Here is a 17,069-nt window from a genome sequence, read left to right as displayed (position 1 = left end):
TGCGGCGTGCTGTTCGCCGTACACACGCAGGTCTCCCTCCCCCGCGACCTCGCTCCCGAGATCCGCGACGACCTGGTGACCCGCGAGAAGGACTACTGCCGGGAACTTCAGGAGTCGGGGCGGTGGGTGCACATCTGGCGGTGCGTCGGCCAGTACGCCAACATCAGCGTCTTCGACGTCGCCGACAACGAGGCGCTGCACCAACTCCTGTGGGATCTACCGCTGTTCCCCTACATGACGATCGAAGTGACGCCTCTGGCACGTCACCCCTCGGCCCTCGCGGCGGACGAGAGATCGGCCTGAGGAACGGTGACCGCCGGTTCGAGCAACGACAACGTCCGCTGCCCGGCGTCCAGTTGGGCACGGACACCGACCGGCATCGGCAGATTCGGCCCGGCATGCCCGATCTCGACGTTGCCCAGGACCGGGATGTCACGATCGCCAAGGACATCGAGAACTACTTCCCGAAGGGTCGGGAGCCCGTCGTCGGGCGTCCCGAGCCCGTCGATCTCGTGCGGGACGCCCACGACCATGCCGGAGATCCGGTCGAGGATGCCGCAGTGCCGCAGCACGTGCAGATAGCTCCAGATATACGCCGCCTGGCCGCCCATCTCCTCCCAGAACAGCACCGCGCCGTCGAACCGTTCGAGCGGCGGCGCCTGCGCGAACACGATGCGATTGATCACCCCGCCGATCAGCGGGCCCTCGGCGCGACCGGGACGCCAGCACTCCCAGGACGGGGTGGTCGGCAGCGCGCCGATCGCCTCGCCGCCGGTCAGTAGCCTCAAGTAGAGCCGCTCAAGCACCACTTGGCGCGTGGTCGACGCTCGCTGCCAGTGGCCGCCGAGTCCCGGGGTGGCCAGGTCGGCGTGAAAGCCGACGAGACCGGTGCGCGCGTAGAGCACCAGGTGCAGCAGCGAGATGTCGCTGTAGCCGAGGACCGGCTTGGGATCGGCGACGACCGCGTCGAAGTCGATCAGGTCCAGATAGCCGAGCGCCGTCTGACCGCCGTCGTGCGCGACGATCGCGCGCACCTCGGGATCACGCAGGAGGCCGTTGAACTCCTCGGCGATCTCCGCGGGCCGCGCCGCACTCCACCAACGCTGCCGCCCCGCCCGCAGAAGGGGCGCCCGCCGCACCCGGAACCCCATCCGTTCCAGCACGACCTCCGCCTGCTCAAGGTCGGGCTCGTAGACGGCGTGCAGCGGCCCGGACAGCGAGGCGATGACGACGAGATCCCCGGGCACCAGAGCACGGGGCCGCAGCAGTTGAGGCAGCAGGGTACGGGTCACCGAGGCAGTGTCCCGACGCCCGCAACACCCCGCCACTCATTTACCGCCGGGTCCCCTGTGTACGCGCGCGTAACCCCAAAAACGTAACGGTCGTTGCGTAAGCGCACATCACAACCATCGCAAAAGACAAGAGGACCCGTTCAATGCCTCACGGCAGCGCACTGCGCAGCGCGATCACCGCTTCCGGCACGACTCCTCTGATCGGCGTGTACGACATGTACTCGGCGTCGATCGCCGCCCAGCACTACGACGGCCTCTTCGTCTCCGGGTTCGGATTCGCGGCGTCCTTCTACGGCCTGCCGGACATCGGTTTCATCGCGTGGCCGGACATCGTGGCCTTCACGGAACGGCTCCGCTGGGCCTTCCCCCGCCATCACCTGCTGGTGGACATCGACGACGGCTACGGCGATCCGGAGGTGGCCTGCCATGTCGTACGGCGGCTGGAGCGGGCCGGTGCCTCGGGGGTGATCCTGGAGGACCAGAAGCGTCCGCGCCGGTGCGGTCATGTGGCGGGCAAGCAGCTCCTCCCGCTCGACGAGTACCTCGACAAGCTCGAACGCGTGCTGGCCTGCCGGACCACCGATCTGACCGTGGTCGCGCGGACCGACGCGAGCGACGAGGCCGAGATCCTCACGCGCGCCAAGGCGCTCGCCGCCACCGACGCCGACGTGGTGCTGGTGGACGGGGTGCGCGACGTCGGCGCGATCCGCCGGATCCGCGACTCCATCGGCGACAAGCCGCTGCTGTTCAACCAGATCGCCGGCGGCCGCTCCCCCCGTTTGTCGCTGGGCGAGTTGGCGGAACTCGGCGTGGATGTCGCGATCTACAGCACGCCCTGTCTCTTCACCGCGCACGAGGCGATGGACAGGGCTCTGACAGACCTCAAGGTGACCGACGGACGGCTCCCGGAGACGGGGGACACCGGAGTCGGCGTACCGCAGTCCGTCGAGCTGCTCACCCGCAACCTCCAGGGATCACCGGGCACTCGCCACGGCTGACACTCCGGCGCTCTCTATCTCCGGTTGGACCCGGTGATCGTCCCGCGGCACGAGGACGGCGCCCCACCCCCGCCATAGCCTCGATCACATCGAGAAAGCGCGCGGCCCCTCGACGGAGCCGGCCGCCCGCTCTCCGGTACGCGGCGGCGCGGGCAGCACAGCGCGCCGCGTCGATCCCATCCCACGAGAGCGCGGAGGCGTTGTGCCCTTTTTCGGATTGCCCCCTTCCCCTGGCCGACGGTCGCGAAATCGCCGTACCGTCACGGCAGTTGTGGTCACCTCGGCCGCCGCGTTCACGCTGAGCGCGCCGACGGCGACCCCCATCTCGGCCGTGTCCGCCGGGACCTCGGTGGTCGGTACCGGCGGCGGATCCCCCTACGTGGCGCTCGGCGATTCCTACGCCTCCGGCGCCGGGCTGGCCGGGGTGAAGGACGCGGAGTGCGACCGGACGAGCGGCAGTTACCCCAGTCTGATCGCCAGGTTCTTCGCCGCCGTCGGACCGCGCCACGCCTTCAAGGACGTCACTTGCAGCGGTGCCACCACGCGCGACTTCTGGAACGGCAAGGGCGGCAAGCCTCCGCAGATCGACGCGCTCGCCCCCGACACGAGACTCGTCACCCTGACCCTGGGCGGCAATGACGTCGGCTTCTCCAGCGTGCTCGCCACCTGCGCGCACCTCGCCGCCTCCGACCGGGACGGCAGCCCCTGCGAGCGGTACTTCACGGCGGACGGCAAGGACGTACTGGAGGAGCGCGTCACCGCGATGGAGGGGCGTGTCCACGACGTGCTCGCCGACATCAGGCGACGCAGCCCGCACGCGAAGGTGATCGTCGTCGGGTATCCCGCGCTCTTCCCCGACGACGGCGTCGCCTGCGCCGAAGTCCCGTTCGCCAAGGGCGACTTCGCCTATCTGCGGGACACCACGAAGAAGGCCAACCAGGCGCTGGCGCGGCAGGCGGTGGCCGCCGGGGCCGGTACGTCCTTCGCGGACACCTATACGCCGACGATCGGCCACGACATGTGCCGGCCCCGCGACGAACGGTGGATCGAGTCCCTGAGCCCGGCCGCGAACACCGCGGCCGCGCATCCCAACTCCCTCGGGCAGTCGGTCATGGCGGCGTCGGCGCTGTGGCAGATCTACAAGCCGTTCCACAAGCCGTAGCGGTCGACTTCGCCGAAGCACCAGGTCAGGACGGCATCGCCGAACGGGCCGCGCCCCACCCGCCGTATAGTCGCGACATGCAAGAGACTGGGCGGATGGAGCCGACGCCCCGCAGGAACCTGCGCGAAGAGCAGAAGATCCTCACCCATCGCCGACTGCTCGAAGCGGCCGTCACGGTGTTCACCGAGAAGCCCTTCCTCGACGCGCGGATGGAGGACATCGCCCAGGCCGCTGGGGTGACCCGGGTGACGGTCTACGCCCACTTCCCCGGCAAGGCCGAGATCGTGGACGCACTGGTGGAGCGCCTGTACGGCCTGATGGGCGAGGCCTACGGCGAGCTGGCCGCGCTGCCCCGGTGGACGCCGACGGACATCCGGGCGTGGCTGGAGGATGCGGCGGACCGCTGGCGCGAGATGGCGCCCATCCGCCGTGTCGCCAACGCGGCGGCCCCGACGGCGCTGCGCAGCCTGGGCGACGGGCGGACGCAGTACGTCGAGGCGCACGAGCGGTATGTCGGGATGCTGGTCGGCGATCACGGGCGGTGGCGGGGCGTGGATCCCGCGGAGTCCCGGCAGCGTGCGCTGATGGCCGTACTACAGACGGAGTCGTTCTTCTCCGCCTGGATCGCCGTGGAGTGGCCGTTGGAAACCGCGGACCCGCTGCGGCTGTTGGCCGACTCGCTGTGTCATCTCCTCGCCCCAGCAGTGGAGAACGGCGACACCTCGGCCTGAACGGACCCTATGACAAGGGCGGTTGGCCGTCGGTGTCGTAGCCGAGGGTCAACCACCCCTGGAACAGCGGCCGTCGGTCAGCCGGTCTCGCCGACGGCCGTTGCCCCGGCGGCCGTTTGGGTGGCCACAACGGGCTCCGTGTGCGGGGCGCGGGCGCGGATGCCGATCGTGACGAGGGCTACGGCGGCTGCCACGAGCATGCCGACTCCGCCGACGAGGGCGCAGGTGTGCAGGGCGTCGGTGAAGCTCGCCCCGTAGGCGGTCAGGGCCCGGCCGGTCGCCTCGCCGGAGTCGAGGTGCAGGAAGGCGCCCGCCTGGATGCCGACGCCGTTCACCGTGCCGATGACCTGGCCCTGGTCGGCGGGGCTCAGGCCGGACGCGGCGACGTGGCCGGGCAGGGTGTCCAGGGTGCGGTTGGTGAGGATGACGCCGAAGATGGCCGGGCCCAGGGCGCTGCCGATCTGGCGGAGCGCGCTGTTGGCGGCGCCCGCGGTGCTGCCGAGGCGGCGCGGCAGGCTGTTCATGGCGATCGTGGTGATCGGGGCCATCGCGAGCGCGATGCCGATGCCGAACACCGCGATGACCAGGGCCGCTTCGCCGGTGCCGGTGGTGGCGTCGAAGAGGTTGACCAGGAGCGCGCCGATACCGCCGACGAGCAGGCCGGTCACCAGCACGAGGCCGGGCGAGAAGCGGTGCATGAGGCGGCCGACGACGGGGCCGAGGACGACGGTGAAGCCGTTGAGGGCGATCAGGCGCACTCCGATGTCCCAGGTCGAGGCGTGGTGGACGAGGCCGAAGTACTCGCTGAGCGAGAAGACCAGGCCGACCTGGGCGAACAGGGTGAGCGCCATGACGAACGCGGCCCCGGAGAATGCCGTGGACTTGAACAGGCGCATGTCCAACATCGGGCAGCGGGACCGCAGTTCGACGACCACGAAGGCCGGCAGCGCGAGAGCGGCCACGACGAACGCGGTCACGACCTCCGCCGAGCCCCAGCCCGGAGCGCCGCCACCCTCGATGACGCCGTAGACGATGGCGGTGACGGCGACGATCGCGAGGAGTTGGCCGGGGATGTCGAGGTGGCGTTCGCGGTCGGAGCGGGAGTCGACCAGGACGAAGGCGCCGACCAGGATCGTGAGGGCGCCGATGGCCAGGGTGGGCAGGAAGATCCAGCGCCAGGTGGTGTGTTCGACGATCAGGCCGTTGAAGAGGGGGCCGAGGGTCAGGCCGAGGCCGAGGGCTGCCGTCCACAGGGCTATCGCACCGGCCCGCTTGCGGTGGTCGGGGCAGACGTGGCTGATCAGGCCGAGGGTCGCGGGGAGCAGCGCGGCGGTGCCGATCCCGGTGAGCGCCTGGCCGACGCAGACCTGGACGACGCTGTGCGCGGTGAGGGCGACGAGACAGCCGACGCAGGACAGTGCCAGGCCGATCAGATACATCTTCTTGCGGCCGAAGAGGTCACCGATGACACCGCAGGTCAGGAGCAGGGCGGCGGTCGGGAGGATGAACGCGTCGGTGATCCACTGGAGCCCGGTGGTGGAGGCGTCCAGCGCCTGCTGGATCACCGGAAGCGCCACCGACACACCGACGACCGGCAGATAGGAGACGAAGACTCCCAGGCAGGCCAGCAGGATCGTGGCGGTGACGTGGCGGGACGGGGAGTCCGGCCTGGGGGACGGAGGCGAGACTTCGGAGACCAGGGTCGGCATGGCACCTCTAGACGTCGTCGTACGGGGCGTACGGGGCGGATTGACCGGGTGTGAACTGCGCGTGGCGTTCCGTGCCTGGCTACGGCGGGGGTGACGGTGCCGACTCCGTCAGTCGTGTCCCGTGGCCCGGAGGCTGACGTGGTTGTTCGGCTTGAATCTCCATTGACGTAAGCCATTTCGTTGCGGGAAATCGCTTCGGACCGTATACCGGGGACCCGGTCCTGGAGATGCCGTTGGACCTGCAAACTAAGCTGAACAGCGGCGACGACACACTGCTCCGCGGGGCGTGAACGCGCAGGTGGGAGGCCGGTCAGCCGGCGGCGACGTTGGCCGTGATCAGCCGGAGGAGCTGCTTCGCCAGGGCGTCCTGGTCGGGGGTCAGACCCATCGCGTCACCGATCGCGAGGGGCACGGCGGCGGCCCGCTCCCGCATCTGCGCGCCGGTGTCGGTGAGCCGGATGGCGACCGAGCGCTCGTCGTCGCGCCGGCGTTCGCGGCGCAGCAGTCCGTTCGCCTCCAGCCGCTTCAGTAGCGGGGAGAGCGTGCTGGATTCCAGCTGGAGCGCGGCGCCCAACTCCCGTACGGAGATCGAGTCCTGCTCCCAGAGGACGAGCATGACGAGGTACTGCGGGTAGGTCAGGCCCAGTTCGTCGAGCAGCGGCCGGTAGCGGGCGGTCACCGCGCGGGAGGCCGCGTACAGCGCGAAGCACAACTGGTCGTCGAGGAGCAGCGATCCCTCGGCCGGATCCGCGGCGGCTGGGCTCATGGTGCGACTCCTCGCTCCGGTTGCTCCGGTGCTCCGGTTGCTCCGGTGCTCTTCAGGGCGATCCCCACCATATCGTTCAGGTCCGGTCGATCCTATCGAGCACGCTTTAGTTGTGCACGACTTAATCGCACGCTACTCTCATCCTCGTGCCGCACCACCGGCCCGGACCCCACCGGGCCCGTCCGCGGCACCCGTTCGTGAGGAGACCGTCATGACCGACAGCACCGCACCCCGCCCCGTCCTGGAACCCGCGGCCCAGGCCTTCGCCGAGGCGACCGCGAACCCGCCCTACCTCTTCGACCTCGCCCCGGCCGAGGGCCGCAAGGCGGTCGACGAGGTCCAGTCCGGCGACATCGCCGAGCCCGCCGTCGACGAGGAGTGGATCACCGTCCCCGGCGGACCGACCGGCCAGGTCAGGACCCGTATCGTCCGCCCGGCCGGGGTCACCGGCCCGCTTCCCGTGATCATCTACATCCACGGCGCGGGCTGGGTCTTCGGCAACGCCCACACCCACGACCGGCTGGTGCGCGAACTCGCGGTCGGCGCCGGTGCCGCCGTGGTCTTCCCGGAGTACGACCTCTCCCCCGAGGCCCACTACCCCGTCGCGATCGAGCAGAACTACACCGTCGCCAAGTGGGTCGTGGAGCAGGGCGCGACCAAGGATCTGGACGCCACGCGCATCGCCGCGGTCGGCGACTCGGTCGGCGGCAACATGACCGCCGCGCTGACGCTGATGGCCAAGGAACGGGGCGATGTCCCCCTGGTCCAGCAGGTGTTGTTCTACCCGGTGACCGACGCGAGCTTCGACACCGCCTCCTACCACCAGTTCGCGGAAGGCTACTTCCTGCGCCGCGACGGCATGCGGTGGTTCTGGGACCAGTACACGACCGACGAGGCCGAGCGCGCCGAGATCACCGCGTCCCCGCTGCGCGCCACGACCGAACAGCTCACCGGGCTGCCCCCGGCCCTCGTCATCACCGGCGAGGCCGACGTCCTGCGCGACGAGGGCGAGGCCTACGCCAACAAGCTCCGCGAGGCCGGGGTCCCCGTCACCGCGGTCCGCTTCCAGGGCATCATCCACGACTTCGTGATGCTCAACGCGCTGCGGGAGACCCACGCCGCCGAGGCCGCCATCACCCTGGCCGTCACCACTCTGCGCAAGGCGCTCGCCACCGGCTGATCCCGGGAGCACCCGCCCCCGCCTTCCGTACGGCACACTCGCCCCCATGGACACCGATGCGTTCGTGGGGACCCTTGACCGGGAGGGCGGCCTGCTGGCCTCGGCCGCCGAGGAGGCGGGCGTCGACGCCGAGGTGCCGCCCTGTCCGGGCTGGCGGGTGCGGGATCTGCTGCTGCACACGGGGATGGTGCATCGCTGGGCGACCGCGTTCGTCGCCGAGGGGTACACCGCGTACCACCCCGACGGCGGCCTGCCGGAGCTGGACGGCGCCGAGCTGGTGGCCTGGTTCAGGGAGGGACACCGCTCGCTCGTGGACACCCTCGCCGCCGCCCCGCCCGACGTGGAGTGCTGGCACTTCCTGCCGGCGCCGTCACCCCTCGCCTTCTGGGCGCGGCGTCAGGCGCACGAGACGACCGTGCACCGGATGGACGCCGAGGCGGCGCGCGGCGGAATGGCCGGCGAGATCTCCGCGGACTTCGCGGCCGACGGCATCGACGAGTTGCTGCGCGGCTTCCATGGCCGCCGCCGGAGCGGGGTCCGCAGCGCGGAGCCCCGGGTGCGGGCGACGGACACGGACAGCACGGTGTGGACCGTACGGCTGTCCCAGGAACCGCCCGCCGCCGAGCGGGCCGACACCGGGAGTGCCGACTGCGAACTGGCCGGTCCTGCCGGGCAGTTGTACCGGGCGCTGTGGAACCGGGGGCCGTTCCCGAGTGTGACCGGCGATGTGTCGGTCGCCGCGCTGTGGCGGGAGAAGTCGGCGATCACCTGGAGTTGACGGGCCGTCAGTCGGACAGCATCCTCGTCAACACCGCGCGCTGGAGCGGGAGTACCTCGCCGTGCAGGTCGCGCCCCTTGTCCGTGAGGGTCACGCGTACGCCTCGGCGGTCCTCCGCGCACATGCCGCGCTCGACGAGACCGTCCTTCTCCAGCCGGGCGATCAGCCGGGAGAGGGCGCTCTGACTGAGGTGGACGCGCTCGGAGATCTCCTGGACGCGATAGGCGCACGCGTCACCGGCCAGCACGTCCAGCACCTCGAAGTCGCTGCCGCACAGGCCGTGTTGATGGAGGGTGCGGTCGAGTTCGCACTGCGTGCGGGCGTGCAGCGCCAGCATCTCCCGCCACTGGTCCACGAGCGCCTGCTCGGCCTTCTTCGCCGCCATGACAGGGCACCGTAGCAGAGAAGCGGGTTTATTGCATCGTAATTAAATGCGTTTGCATTCGATGCATGCGCATGTAGTCTCTGCGGCATGACCTCTCCGCTCTCCCCTTCCCTGTCCGAGGGACGCTGGACCCCACGGCTGTGGGGAACCCTGCTGGTGCTCTGCGCCGCGATGTTCCTGGACGCGCTGGACGTGTCGATGGTCGGCGTCGCCCTGCCCTCCATCGGCTCCGAACTGGACCTCTCCACCTCGACGCTCCAATGGATCGTCAGCGGCTACATCCTGGGATACGGCGGGCTGCTCCTCCTCGGCGGCCGGACCGCCGACCTGCTCGGCCGACGGCAGGTCTTCCTGGTCGCCCTGGGAGTCTTCGCGGTGGCCTCACTGCTCGGCGGGCTCGTCGACTCGGGTCCGCTGCTGATCGCCAGCCGCTTCATCAAGGGCCTCAGCGCGGCCTTCACCGCACCGGCCGGTCTCTCGATCATCACGACGACCTTCGCCGAGGGTCCGCTGCGCAACCGCGCCCTGTCCATCTACACCACCTGCGCGGCCACCGGCTTCTCGATGGGCCTGGTGCTCTCCGGCCTGCTCACGGAGGCCAGTTGGCGGCTCACCATGCTGCTCCCCGCGCCCATCGCGCTGATCGCCCTGCTCGCCGGCCTGAAGCTGCTGCCGCGCAGCGAACGCGAGAAGGACCACAACGGCTACGACGTCCCAGGCGCCGTCCTCGGCACCGCGTCGATGCTGCTGCTGGTCTTCACCGTCGTACAGGCGCCCGAGGCCGGATGGGCCTCTGCCCGAACTCTCCTGTCCTTCCTGGCCGTTGCCGTCCTGCTGACCGTCTTCGTCTACGTCGAACGGCGCTCCGCCGGGCCGTTGATCCGGCTCGGGGTGCTGCGCTCCGGCAACCAGATCCGCGCCCAGCTCGGCGCGATGGCGTTCTTCGGGTCGTACGTCGGCTTCCAGTTCCTCGTCACGCTGTACATGCAGTCGCTGCTCGGCTGGTCCGCGCTGCACACGGCGCTCGCCTTCCTGCCGGCCGGGGCGGTGGTGGCGGTGTCCTCGACGAAGGTCGGCTCGATCGTCGACCGGTTCGGCACACAGCGGCTGATCGCCACGGGCTTCGCGCTGATGGTCGTCGGGTACGCGCTGTTCCTGCGGGTCAGCCTCGACCCGGGGTACGCGGCGGTGATCCTGCCGTCGATGCTGCTGATCGGCGCGGCCTGCGCGCTGGTCTTCCCCTCGCTGAACATCCAGGCCACCAACGGGGTCGAGGACCACGAACAGGGCATGGTCTCGGGGCTGTTGAACACCTCGGTGCAGGTGGGCGGGGCGATCTTCCTGGCCGTCGTCACGGCCGTGGTCACCGCGCACGCCCCCGTACACGCCACCCCGCAGGCGGTGCTGGACAGTTACCGGCCCGGGCTGGTCGTGGTGACCTTCGTCGCGGTCGCCGGATTGTTGATCACGTTGCCGGGGCTGCGCGGCCGTCGCGACCAGCAGACCCTCGTGGTCGCCAAGTCCACTGCGAAGGAGGCGGAAGCGGAGCGCGTGGCGGTCCGTGACTAGGGGGACGCCTCCCAAGTGTGCGCCCGGCGGAGCCGATTGCTCCGCCGGGCGCACACGTGTGAGACTCGTGGAATGAGCAGGACCGGGGGACGGCGCACACAGGCCGAGCGGGACGCGATGACCGTCGAGATCGGCTACGCGCTGGTCAGCGCGGTGTTCGCGGCTGTCGTCGTGTTCGGGGCGGTCGCCGGTCCGGTGTGGCTGTTCGAACTGCCGGGCACGGTCGAGACGGTGCTGACGTGGGCGGGGCTCGCGCTGCTGCCCGTCGTGTTCTTCGTGCGTGTGGCGAGCGTGCTGTACCGGTATCGGCGGGCGGCGGGTCAGCCCAGCCAGCCGGGACGGACCAACCCGGACTCGTAGGCCAGCACGACCAGTTGGGCCCGGTCCCGGGCGCCCAGCTTCACCATCGTGCGGCTGACATGGGTCTTCGCGGTCAGCGGGCTGACGACGAGACGGCGGGCGATCTCCTCGTTCGAGAGGCCGATACCGACCAGGGCCATCACCTCCCGTTCCCGCTCGGTGAGTTGGGTGAGGGCGTCGGCCGTCGCCGGTTCCTTGGAGCGGGCCGCGAACTCGGCGATCAGCCGGCGGGTCACTCCGGGAGACAGCAGCGCGTCGCCGTCGACCACCGCCCTTACGGCGCGCAGGAGTTCGTCCGGTTCGGTGTCCTTGACCAGGAAGCCGGAGGCGCCGGAGCGGATCGCCTCGAAGACGTACTCGTCGAGTTCGAAGGTGGTCAGCATGACGACCTTCACGTCCTCCAGGTCGCCGTCCTCCGTGATGCGTCGGGTCGCCGCGAGGCCGTCGAGCAGTGGCATGCGGATGTCCATCAGGACGACATCCGGGCGCAGTTCGCGCACCTTGCGCACGGCCTCCTCGCCGTCGGAGGCCTCGCCCGCGACCTCGATGTCCGGCTGCGCGTCCAGCAGCGCCTTGAACCCGGCGCGGACCAGCGACTGGTCGTCGGCGAGCAGTACCCGGATCACCGGTCGTCCTCCTTAGGTGTGCCCTTCAACGTCAACGGCAGTACGGCGAGCACCCGGAAGCCCCCGTCCGGGCGCGGGCCCGCCTCGATGGTGCCACCGAGCGCGGCGGCCCGCTCCCGCATCCCGGCCAGTCCGTTGCCACTGCCACCCGCGTCCGTGCCGGTCGCGGGCCCGTCGTCGTCGACGCGCAGCCGCAGCTCCCGGTCGTCGTGGTCGATGTGCACGCACGCGTGCCGCGAACCCGAGTGCCGTACGACGTTGGTGAGCGCCTCCTGGACGACCCGGAAGGCGGCGAGGTCGGTGCCGGGCGGGAGGCGGGGCGGGGTTCCCTCGACCTCTACCGTGAGGCCCGCGCTCGCCGCCTGCTGCACCAGTTCGGGCAGCCGGTCGAGGCCGGGGGCCGGGGTGCGCGGCGCGTCGCCGGGGGCGCGCAGGCTGTCGAGGACCTGGCGGACCTCGCCGAGGGCCTCCTTGCTGGCGGCCTTGATGGTGGTGAGGGCCGTACGGGCCTGCTCGGGGTCGGAGTCGAGGAGCGCGAGGCCGACGCCCGCCTGGACGTTGATGACGGAGATGCTGTGCGCGAGGACGTCGTGCAGTTCGCGGGCCATCCGCAGCCGCTCCTCGTCGGCGCGGCGACGGGCCGCCTGGGCGCGCTCGGCGCGCTCGCGGCCCCACTGGTCGCGGCGGGTGCGGGCCAGTTCGGAGATCGCGGCGACGGCCACCAACCAGGTGGCGACGGCCAGTTCACGGCCCCAGGGCATCGCGTGGTCGTGGTGCGGGGGCAGCCACCGGTACAGCCAGTGCGCGATCAGGAGATGCGACGCCCAGAGCGCGCCGAGCGCGGTCCAGGCCGCCCGGCGGCGCCCGGCGACGACCGCGGCGAAGCAGCCGAGCGCGACGGGCAGGAAGACGGGGCCGTACGGATATCCGGCCCCGATGTAGAGCACGGCGGCGAGCACGGTCCCGAAGGCCACCCCTACGGGGTAGCGGTGGCGCCACAGCAGCAGCACCGAGCCGACGACGAGCAGCACGCGCGCGTAGAGGTCGAGTGGGACGCGGTCGGGCTGGCTGTGCGAGGCGAAGTTGCTGCCGCCCAGCACGAACACGGTGACCAGCAGCGTGGAACGCCACGGCCACCGGGCCGGGGCCGCCTCCCCGCCCCACGGCGGCCCGTGGCGCCACCACTGGGGCGGTCCCCCGCCGCGTACGCGCTGCTCGTCCATGCACGTCACGCTAGACGCCGGGCGGGGTCGGGGGCGTCAGCCGGACGGGGTGATCACGTGTACTTCCCGGGGAGTACGTCCGACGAGTGTTCCCCATGAACTCCGGCCCACCACAGCGCCCCGTCAGGGGCGCGGGGAACTGCGCGCCCAGCCCCCACCGGCCTGCACCCGACGAACTCACCCGTCCGCAAGCCCCACCCCAAGCGCAAGCCGCCGTACCGAATGACGAAAGAAAGGCTCACGGTCCTCCACCACCCGGCGGAACTGGCCGAAAAGCTCGAAGCTGACCAGCCCATACAGCTCGGCCCACGCGGCGACCAGAGCCACAGCCACCGCAGGCGGAAGGTCACCGGCGAAGTCCGCGACCATGCGCTCCGCCTCGGGATGGAGGTCCGCAGGCAGCTGGGGCTCGGTCAGCATGCCGGCTCGGTGAGCGTCACGCGAGATGCCAATGAGCAGGAGGGCAACGCGAGCGGCCGGCGGGACGGTGGACTCGGGAGCGACGTACCCCGGAACCGGTGAGCCGTAGATCAGGGCGTACTCGTGCGGATGCGCGAGCGCCCAGCCCCGTACCGCCTCGCACACGCTCGTCCAGCGCCGCAGCGGGCCCTCGTCGGCCACCTTGGCGTGGGCCACCTCCGCGCTCTCGCCGACGGAGTCGTACGCGTCGATGATGAGAGCGGTCAGCAGGTCGTCGCGGCTGGGGAAGTACCGGTACAGGGCGGAGGAGACCATGCCCAGTTCACGGGCCACGGCGCGCAGCGAGAGTTTCGCGGCGCCCTCGGCGGCGAGCTGTCTGCGTGCCTCGTCCTTGATGGCCGCGGTGACCTCGATCCTGGCTCGGGCGCGGGCGCCCTGTGTGGTGCTCATACGGGCAAGTGTGGCATGGATTCAGATCAGTGCACACAAACGAGAGCAGCGCATAAAAAAGAGAGCACCGCTCTTGCATTGGATCGCCGAGCCGATGCAGACTGTTCCCGAGAGCGAGAGCAGTGCTCACAAAAGTGAGCCGCGCTCTCCAAAACCCAGGAGTCGTCATGAGCACGCACGTCCAGAAGCCCGGCTGGTTCACGGTCAACGTCTTCAACCGCGCCGTCGCCTGGTTCACCCGCCGCGGTCTCAGCGTCTGGGGTTCACGGGTGCTCGCGGTCCGCGGCCGCAAGAGCGGCGAGTGGCGGACCACCCCGGTGAACCTGCTGACGGTGGACGGACAGCAGTACCTCGTCGCCCCGCGCGGCCACGTCCAGTGGACGCACAACATGCGGGCGGCGGGCGGCGGCGAGCTGCGGCTCGGCAAGAAGGTGGACGTGTTCACCGCGACCGAGGTCACCGGCGACGACAGGGTGCCGCTGCTGCGCGCCTACCTCAAGCGCTGGAAGGCCGAGGTCGGCGTGTTCTTCGGAGGAGTCGGCCCCGACTCCTCCGACGACGAACTGCGGGGCATCGCGGACGATCACCCCGTCTTCCACGTCACGGTAAGGAGCTGACCTCGCGGTCAGGAGCCGACCTCGCCCTCCTCCGACTCCAGCGCCTCCACGGACGCGACGGGTTCCGCGGTCCTGCGGTCGAAGGCGGTCAGCGCGCGCTGCGCCATGGGGTGGCTGCGCACCAGCTCGCCCAGCGTGGTCGAACCCCGGGTGATGTCCATGAAGGCCTTCCAGGCCGGCCGGAAGCCGGTGAGGGCCGCGTGGAACAGTCCGGGGCGGCGCTCGAAGACCGCCAGCATGGTCTTGCCGACGCTCATCTCCACGCCGAGGCCCGCCTTGATCGCGAACGCGTAGTTCAGCGCCTGGCGGCGGGTGTCCACCGCGTCGTGCGCCTCGGCGATCCGCACCGCCCACTCCCCCGCGAGCCGTCCCGAGCGCAGCGCGAACGAGATGCCCTCCCGGGTCCACGGCTCCAGGAGTCCCGCCGCGTCCCCGCACACCAGCACGCGACCGCGCGAGAGCGGCGAGTCGTCGGCCCGGCAGCGGGTCAAGTGCCCTGAGGAGATGCTCGGTTCGAAGCCGGCGAGGCCGAGCCGGGCGATGAAGTCCTCCAAGTACCGCTTGGTGGCGGCGCCTTCACCGCGCGCGGAGATCACGCCGACCGTGAGCGTGTCCCCCTTCGGGAAGACCCAGCCGTAACTCCCCGGCATCGGGCCCCAGTCGATGAGCACCCGGCCCTTCCAGTCCTCGGCGACGGTCTCCGGCACCGGGATCTCCGCCTCCAGGCCCAGGTCCACCTGGTCGGTCTTGACCCCGACGTGCGCCCCTATGCGACTGGCACTGCCGTCGGCGCCGACGACGGCCCGCGCGAGGACCGTCTCGCCGCCGCTCAGCACCACGGCGACCGTACGGCGGTCCGGTACCGCGGAGCCGTGCTGCTCGACTCGTGTCACTGTGACGCCGGTGCGCAGCTCGGCGCCCGCCTTCTGCGCGTGCTCGACGAGCTGCTGGTCGAACTCGGGCCGATTGATCAGCCCGAACAGCATCTGCCGGGACCGGCGGGTACGCGTGAAACGTCCGTTGTTCGAGAACGTTATGGCGTGCACCCGGTCCTTCAACGGCAGCTCGAAGCCGGGTGGCAGGGAGTCGCGCGAGGGTCCGATGATGCCGCCGCCGCACGTCTTGTAGCGGGGCAACTCGGCTTTCTCCAGCAACAGCACACGCCGTCCCGCGACGGCCGCCGCATAGGCGGCCGAGGCCCCCGCGGGTCCCGCGCCCACCACGACGACGTCCCACACCCGCTGTTCGTCGTCCGCCGAAGAGTTCTCGCTGCTCACGATGGTCTACTGCTCCCGATCAAGCCGCTGCCGCACCTGTCCCCCGCATCCTACGGCGGACATCGCCCCAGGCCGTTGTGGGAGGATCGACGGCATCATTCGTACAACGTCGCACCCACAAGGAGCGTGCCCATGTCGTCGAATCCGGTCGCCGAGACCGTCGCCTCGCTGATGCCCAGGGCAAGAACTGAGCTCGGCGAGCTGGTGGCCTTCAAATCGGTGGCGGACTTCGACCAGTTCCCGAAGAGCGAGAGCGAGGGCGCCGCGAACTGGGTCGCCGACGCGCTGCGCGCCGAGGGTTTCCAGGACGTGGCCCTGCTCGACACCCCGGACGGCACGCAGTCGGTCTACGGCTACCTGCCCGGCCCGGAGGGCGCGAAGACCGTGCTCCTGTACGCCCACTACGACGTGCAGCCGCCGCTCGACGAGGCCGGCTGGACGACCCCGCCGTTCGAACTGACCGAGCGCGACGGCCGCTGGTACGGGCGCGGTGCCGCCGACTGCAAGGGCGGTGTGATCATGCACCTGCTCGCGCTGCGCGCCCTCAAGGCCAACGGCGGCATCCCGGTGCACGTCAAGGTGATCGCCGAGGGCTCGGAGGAGCAGGGCACCGGCGGCCTTGAGCGGTACGCCGAGGACCACCCCGAACTCCTCGCCGCCGACACGATCGTGATCGGCGACACAGGAAACTTCCGCGTCGGCCTGCCCACGGTCACCTCGACCCTGCGCGGCATGACCCTGGTACGGGTCCAGATCGACACGCTCGAAGGCAATCTGCACTCGGGCCAGTTCGGCGGTGCCGCGCCCGACGCGCTGGCCGCGCTGATCCGCGTACTGGACTCGCTGCGCGCCAAGGACGGTTCGACGACCGTCGACGGGCTCGCCGCCGACGCGACCTGGGACGGACTGTCGTACGACGAGGGGCAGTTCCGCGAGGACGCCAAGGTGCTGGACGGTGTCGAGCTGATCGGTTCCGACGCGGTCGCCGACCGCATCTGGGCGCGCCCGGCCGTGACGGTCCTCGGCATCGACTGCCCGCCGGTCGTCGGCGCCACCCCGTCCGTGCAGGCCGGCGCCCGCGCGCTGGTCAGCCTCCGCGTCCCGCCGGGCGTCGACGCGGCCGAGGCGACCAAGCTGCTCCAGGCCCACCTGGAGGCCCACACCCCGTGGGGCGCCCGCGTCAGCACCGAACAGATCGGCCAGGGCCAGCCCTTCAGCGCCGACACGACGAGCCCGGCGTACACGGCGATGGCCGAGGCGATGGCGGTGGCCTACCCGGGCCAGGAGATGCAGTACGCCGGTCAGGGCGGCTCCATCCCGCTGTGCAACACCCTCGCCGCCCTCTACCCGCAGGCCGAGATCCTCCTCATCGGCCTCAGTGAGCCGGAGGCGCGGATCCACGCGGTCAACGAGAGCGTGTCTCCTGAGGAGTTGGAGCGGCTGTCGGTGACGGAGGCGCTGTTCCTACAGAACTACGCGGCCAACTGACCGTTCCCTGGGCCTGATCGGTACCTGCCCACCTCCGA

General features: G+C 70.7%; 18 protein-coding genes. 10 read left to right on the top strand and 8 right to left on the bottom strand.

Features of this window, described 5'->3' with window-relative positions:
* The first annotated feature begins 6 nt into the window (after positions 1–6).
* Positions 7–303, top strand: a complete 297-nt coding sequence (locus ACWIHT_RS16570; protein ID WP_456168729.1) for a muconolactone Delta-isomerase — start codon at positions 7–9, stop codon at positions 301–303.
* Here ACWIHT_RS16570 and ACWIHT_RS16565 read toward each other — a convergent pair.
* On the bottom strand, positions 264–1,292 hold the full coding sequence (locus ACWIHT_RS16565) for a S66 peptidase family protein (RefSeq protein ID WP_456168727.1): 1,029 nt from the start codon (positions 1,290–1,292) through the stop codon (positions 264–266). The genes ACWIHT_RS16570 and ACWIHT_RS16565 overlap by 40 nt on opposite strands.
* A gap of 143 nt (positions 1,293–1,435) precedes the next feature.
* Between ACWIHT_RS16565 and ACWIHT_RS16560 the strand changes: the two genes are divergently transcribed.
* The 3 genes from ACWIHT_RS16560 (at position 1,436) to ACWIHT_RS16550 (ending at position 4,183) form a co-directional block, all read left to right on the top strand.
* Complete coding sequence (locus ACWIHT_RS16560) at positions 1,436–2,290, top strand: isocitrate lyase/PEP mutase family protein (protein WP_456168725.1); 855 nt, start codon at positions 1,436–1,438, stop codon at positions 2,288–2,290.
* Positions 2,291–2,561: 271 nt separating this feature from the next.
* Positions 2,562–3,452: an SGNH/GDSL hydrolase family protein gene (locus ACWIHT_RS16555; protein ID WP_456168723.1), complete on the top strand. Its 891-nt coding sequence runs from the start codon at positions 2,562–2,564 to the stop codon at positions 3,450–3,452.
* 77 nt (positions 3,453–3,529) lie between these two features.
* Positions 3,530–4,183 (top strand): TetR/AcrR family transcriptional regulator, encoded by a 654-nt coding sequence (locus ACWIHT_RS16550; protein WP_456168721.1) that lies wholly within the window; start codon positions 3,530–3,532, stop codon positions 4,181–4,183.
* 77 nt (positions 4,184–4,260) lie between these two features.
* Here ACWIHT_RS16550 and ACWIHT_RS16545 read toward each other — a convergent pair whose 3' ends face one another.
* Together ACWIHT_RS16545 and ACWIHT_RS16540 are read right to left on the bottom strand one after the other, a co-directional pair.
* Positions 4,261–5,892: an MFS transporter gene (locus ACWIHT_RS16545; protein ID WP_456168719.1), complete on the bottom strand. Its 1,632-nt coding sequence runs from the start codon at positions 5,890–5,892 to the stop codon at positions 4,261–4,263.
* A 310-nt stretch (positions 5,893–6,202) separates the two neighbouring features.
* Positions 6,203–6,658, bottom strand: a complete 456-nt coding sequence (locus ACWIHT_RS16540) for a MarR family winged helix-turn-helix transcriptional regulator (RefSeq protein WP_456168717.1) — start codon at positions 6,656–6,658, stop codon at positions 6,203–6,205.
* Between the two features lie 211 nt (positions 6,659–6,869).
* On the opposite strand from ACWIHT_RS16540, the gene ACWIHT_RS16535 reads away from it, so the two are divergent.
* Both ACWIHT_RS16535 and ACWIHT_RS16530 read left to right on the top strand, forming a co-directional pair.
* Positions 6,870–7,838, top strand: a complete 969-nt coding sequence (locus ACWIHT_RS16535) for an alpha/beta hydrolase (protein ID WP_456168715.1) — start codon at positions 6,870–6,872, stop codon at positions 7,836–7,838.
* Positions 7,839–7,884: 46 nt separating this feature from the next.
* The gene (locus tag ACWIHT_RS16530) at positions 7,885–8,616 is read left to right on the top strand and encodes a maleylpyruvate isomerase family mycothiol-dependent enzyme (RefSeq protein ID WP_456168713.1); all 732 of its coding nucleotides are present in this window, start codon (positions 7,885–7,887) and stop codon (positions 8,614–8,616) included.
* A gap of 7 nt (positions 8,617–8,623) precedes the next feature.
* Here the strand turns inward: ACWIHT_RS16530 and ACWIHT_RS16525 are convergent, their stop codons facing one another.
* A complete protein-coding gene (locus tag ACWIHT_RS16525; protein ID WP_359612612.1) occupies positions 8,624–9,001 on the bottom strand; it encodes a MarR family winged helix-turn-helix transcriptional regulator in 378 nt (125 codons plus the stop codon).
* Positions 9,002–9,088: 87 nt separating this feature from the next.
* Here ACWIHT_RS16525 and ACWIHT_RS16520 point away from each other — a divergent pair, with 87 nt between their 5' ends.
* Positions 9,089–10,570: an MFS transporter gene (locus tag ACWIHT_RS16520; RefSeq protein ID WP_456168710.1), complete on the top strand. Its 1,482-nt coding sequence runs from the start codon at positions 9,089–9,091 to the stop codon at positions 10,568–10,570.
* A gap of 72 nt (positions 10,571–10,642) precedes the next feature.
* Positions 10,643–10,930 (top strand): DUF6332 family protein, encoded by a 288-nt coding sequence (locus ACWIHT_RS16515; protein WP_456168708.1) that lies wholly within the window; start codon positions 10,643–10,645, stop codon positions 10,928–10,930.
* Here the strand turns inward: ACWIHT_RS16515 and ACWIHT_RS16510 are convergent.
* The 3 genes from ACWIHT_RS16510 to ACWIHT_RS16500 form a co-directional block, all read right to left on the bottom strand.
* Complete coding sequence (locus tag ACWIHT_RS16510; RefSeq protein WP_456168706.1) at positions 10,891–11,556, bottom strand: response regulator; 666 nt, start codon at positions 11,554–11,556, stop codon at positions 10,891–10,893. The two genes, ACWIHT_RS16515 and ACWIHT_RS16510, sit on opposite strands and share 40 nt — an antisense overlap.
* On the bottom strand, positions 11,553–12,779 hold the full coding sequence (locus ACWIHT_RS16505) for a sensor histidine kinase (RefSeq protein ID WP_456168704.1): 1,227 nt from the start codon (positions 12,777–12,779) through the stop codon (positions 11,553–11,555). Before ACWIHT_RS16505 ends, ACWIHT_RS16510 begins: the two co-directional genes overlap by 4 nt.
* 177 nt (positions 12,780–12,956) lie before the next feature.
* On the bottom strand, positions 12,957–13,649 hold the full coding sequence (locus ACWIHT_RS16500; protein WP_456168702.1) for a TetR/AcrR family transcriptional regulator: 693 nt from the start codon (positions 13,647–13,649) through the stop codon (positions 12,957–12,959).
* 167 nt (positions 13,650–13,816) lie between these two features.
* Here ACWIHT_RS16500 and ACWIHT_RS16495 point away from each other — a divergent pair, with 167 nt between their 5' ends.
* Positions 13,817–14,266 carry a nitroreductase family deazaflavin-dependent oxidoreductase gene (locus tag ACWIHT_RS16495; RefSeq protein ID WP_456168700.1) on the top strand — a complete coding sequence of 150 codons (450 nt, stop codon included), beginning with the start codon at positions 13,817–13,819 and terminating at the stop codon, positions 14,264–14,266.
* Positions 14,267–14,274: 8 nt separating this feature from the next.
* On the opposite strand, the gene ACWIHT_RS16490 is transcribed toward ACWIHT_RS16495, so the two are convergent.
* Positions 14,275–15,543, bottom strand: coding sequence for a geranylgeranyl reductase family protein (locus ACWIHT_RS16490; protein ID WP_456168698.1), 1,269 nt, complete (start codon positions 15,541–15,543; stop codon positions 14,275–14,277).
* A gap of 132 nt (positions 15,544–15,675) precedes the next feature.
* On the opposite strand from ACWIHT_RS16490, the gene ACWIHT_RS16485 reads away from it, so the two are divergent.
* The gene (locus ACWIHT_RS16485; protein WP_456168696.1) at positions 15,676–17,031 is read left to right on the top strand and encodes a M20/M25/M40 family metallo-hydrolase; all 1,356 of its coding nucleotides are present in this window, start codon (positions 15,676–15,678) and stop codon (positions 17,029–17,031) included.
* Positions 17,032–17,069 lie beyond the last annotated feature (38 nt).

The sequence above is a fragment of the Streptomyces sp. NPDC002276 genome (assembly GCF_053891435.1).
Note: the sequence above shows the minus strand (reverse complement) of the source record. Positions and strands in the feature narration are given on the sequence as shown.

Coding starts and splice junctions, on each gene's coding strand:
- ACWIHT_RS16540 (WP_456168717.1), bottom strand. CDS start 6,658: ATGAGCCCAGCCGCCGCGGATCCGGCCGAGGGATCGCTGCTCCTCGAC.
- ACWIHT_RS16515 (WP_456168708.1), top strand. CDS start 10,643: ATGAGCAGGACCGGGGGACGGCGCACACAGGCCGAGCGGGACGCGATG.
- ACWIHT_RS16545 (WP_456168719.1), bottom strand. CDS start 5,892: ATGCCGACCCTGGTCTCCGAAGTCTCGCCTCCGTCCCCCAGGCCGGAC.
- ACWIHT_RS16500 (WP_456168702.1), bottom strand. CDS start 13,649: ATGAGCACCACACAGGGCGCCCGCGCCCGAGCCAGGATCGAGGTCACC.
- ACWIHT_RS16535 (WP_456168715.1), top strand. CDS start 6,870: ATGACCGACAGCACCGCACCCCGCCCCGTCCTGGAACCCGCGGCCCAG.
- ACWIHT_RS16525 (WP_359612612.1), bottom strand. CDS start 9,001: ATGGCGGCGAAGAAGGCCGAGCAGGCGCTCGTGGACCAGTGGCGGGAG.
- ACWIHT_RS16495 (WP_456168700.1), top strand. CDS start 13,817: ATGAGCACGCACGTCCAGAAGCCCGGCTGGTTCACGGTCAACGTCTTC.
- ACWIHT_RS16550 (WP_456168721.1), top strand. CDS start 3,530: ATGCAAGAGACTGGGCGGATGGAGCCGACGCCCCGCAGGAACCTGCGC.
- ACWIHT_RS16560 (WP_456168725.1), top strand. CDS start 1,436: ATGCCTCACGGCAGCGCACTGCGCAGCGCGATCACCGCTTCCGGCACG.
- ACWIHT_RS16520 (WP_456168710.1), top strand. CDS start 9,089: ATGACCTCTCCGCTCTCCCCTTCCCTGTCCGAGGGACGCTGGACCCCA.
- ACWIHT_RS16505 (WP_456168704.1), bottom strand. CDS start 12,779: ATGGACGAGCAGCGCGTACGCGGCGGGGGACCGCCCCAGTGGTGGCGC.
- ACWIHT_RS16530 (WP_456168713.1), top strand. CDS start 7,885: ATGGACACCGATGCGTTCGTGGGGACCCTTGACCGGGAGGGCGGCCTG.
- ACWIHT_RS16485 (WP_456168696.1), top strand. CDS start 15,676: ATGTCGTCGAATCCGGTCGCCGAGACCGTCGCCTCGCTGATGCCCAGG.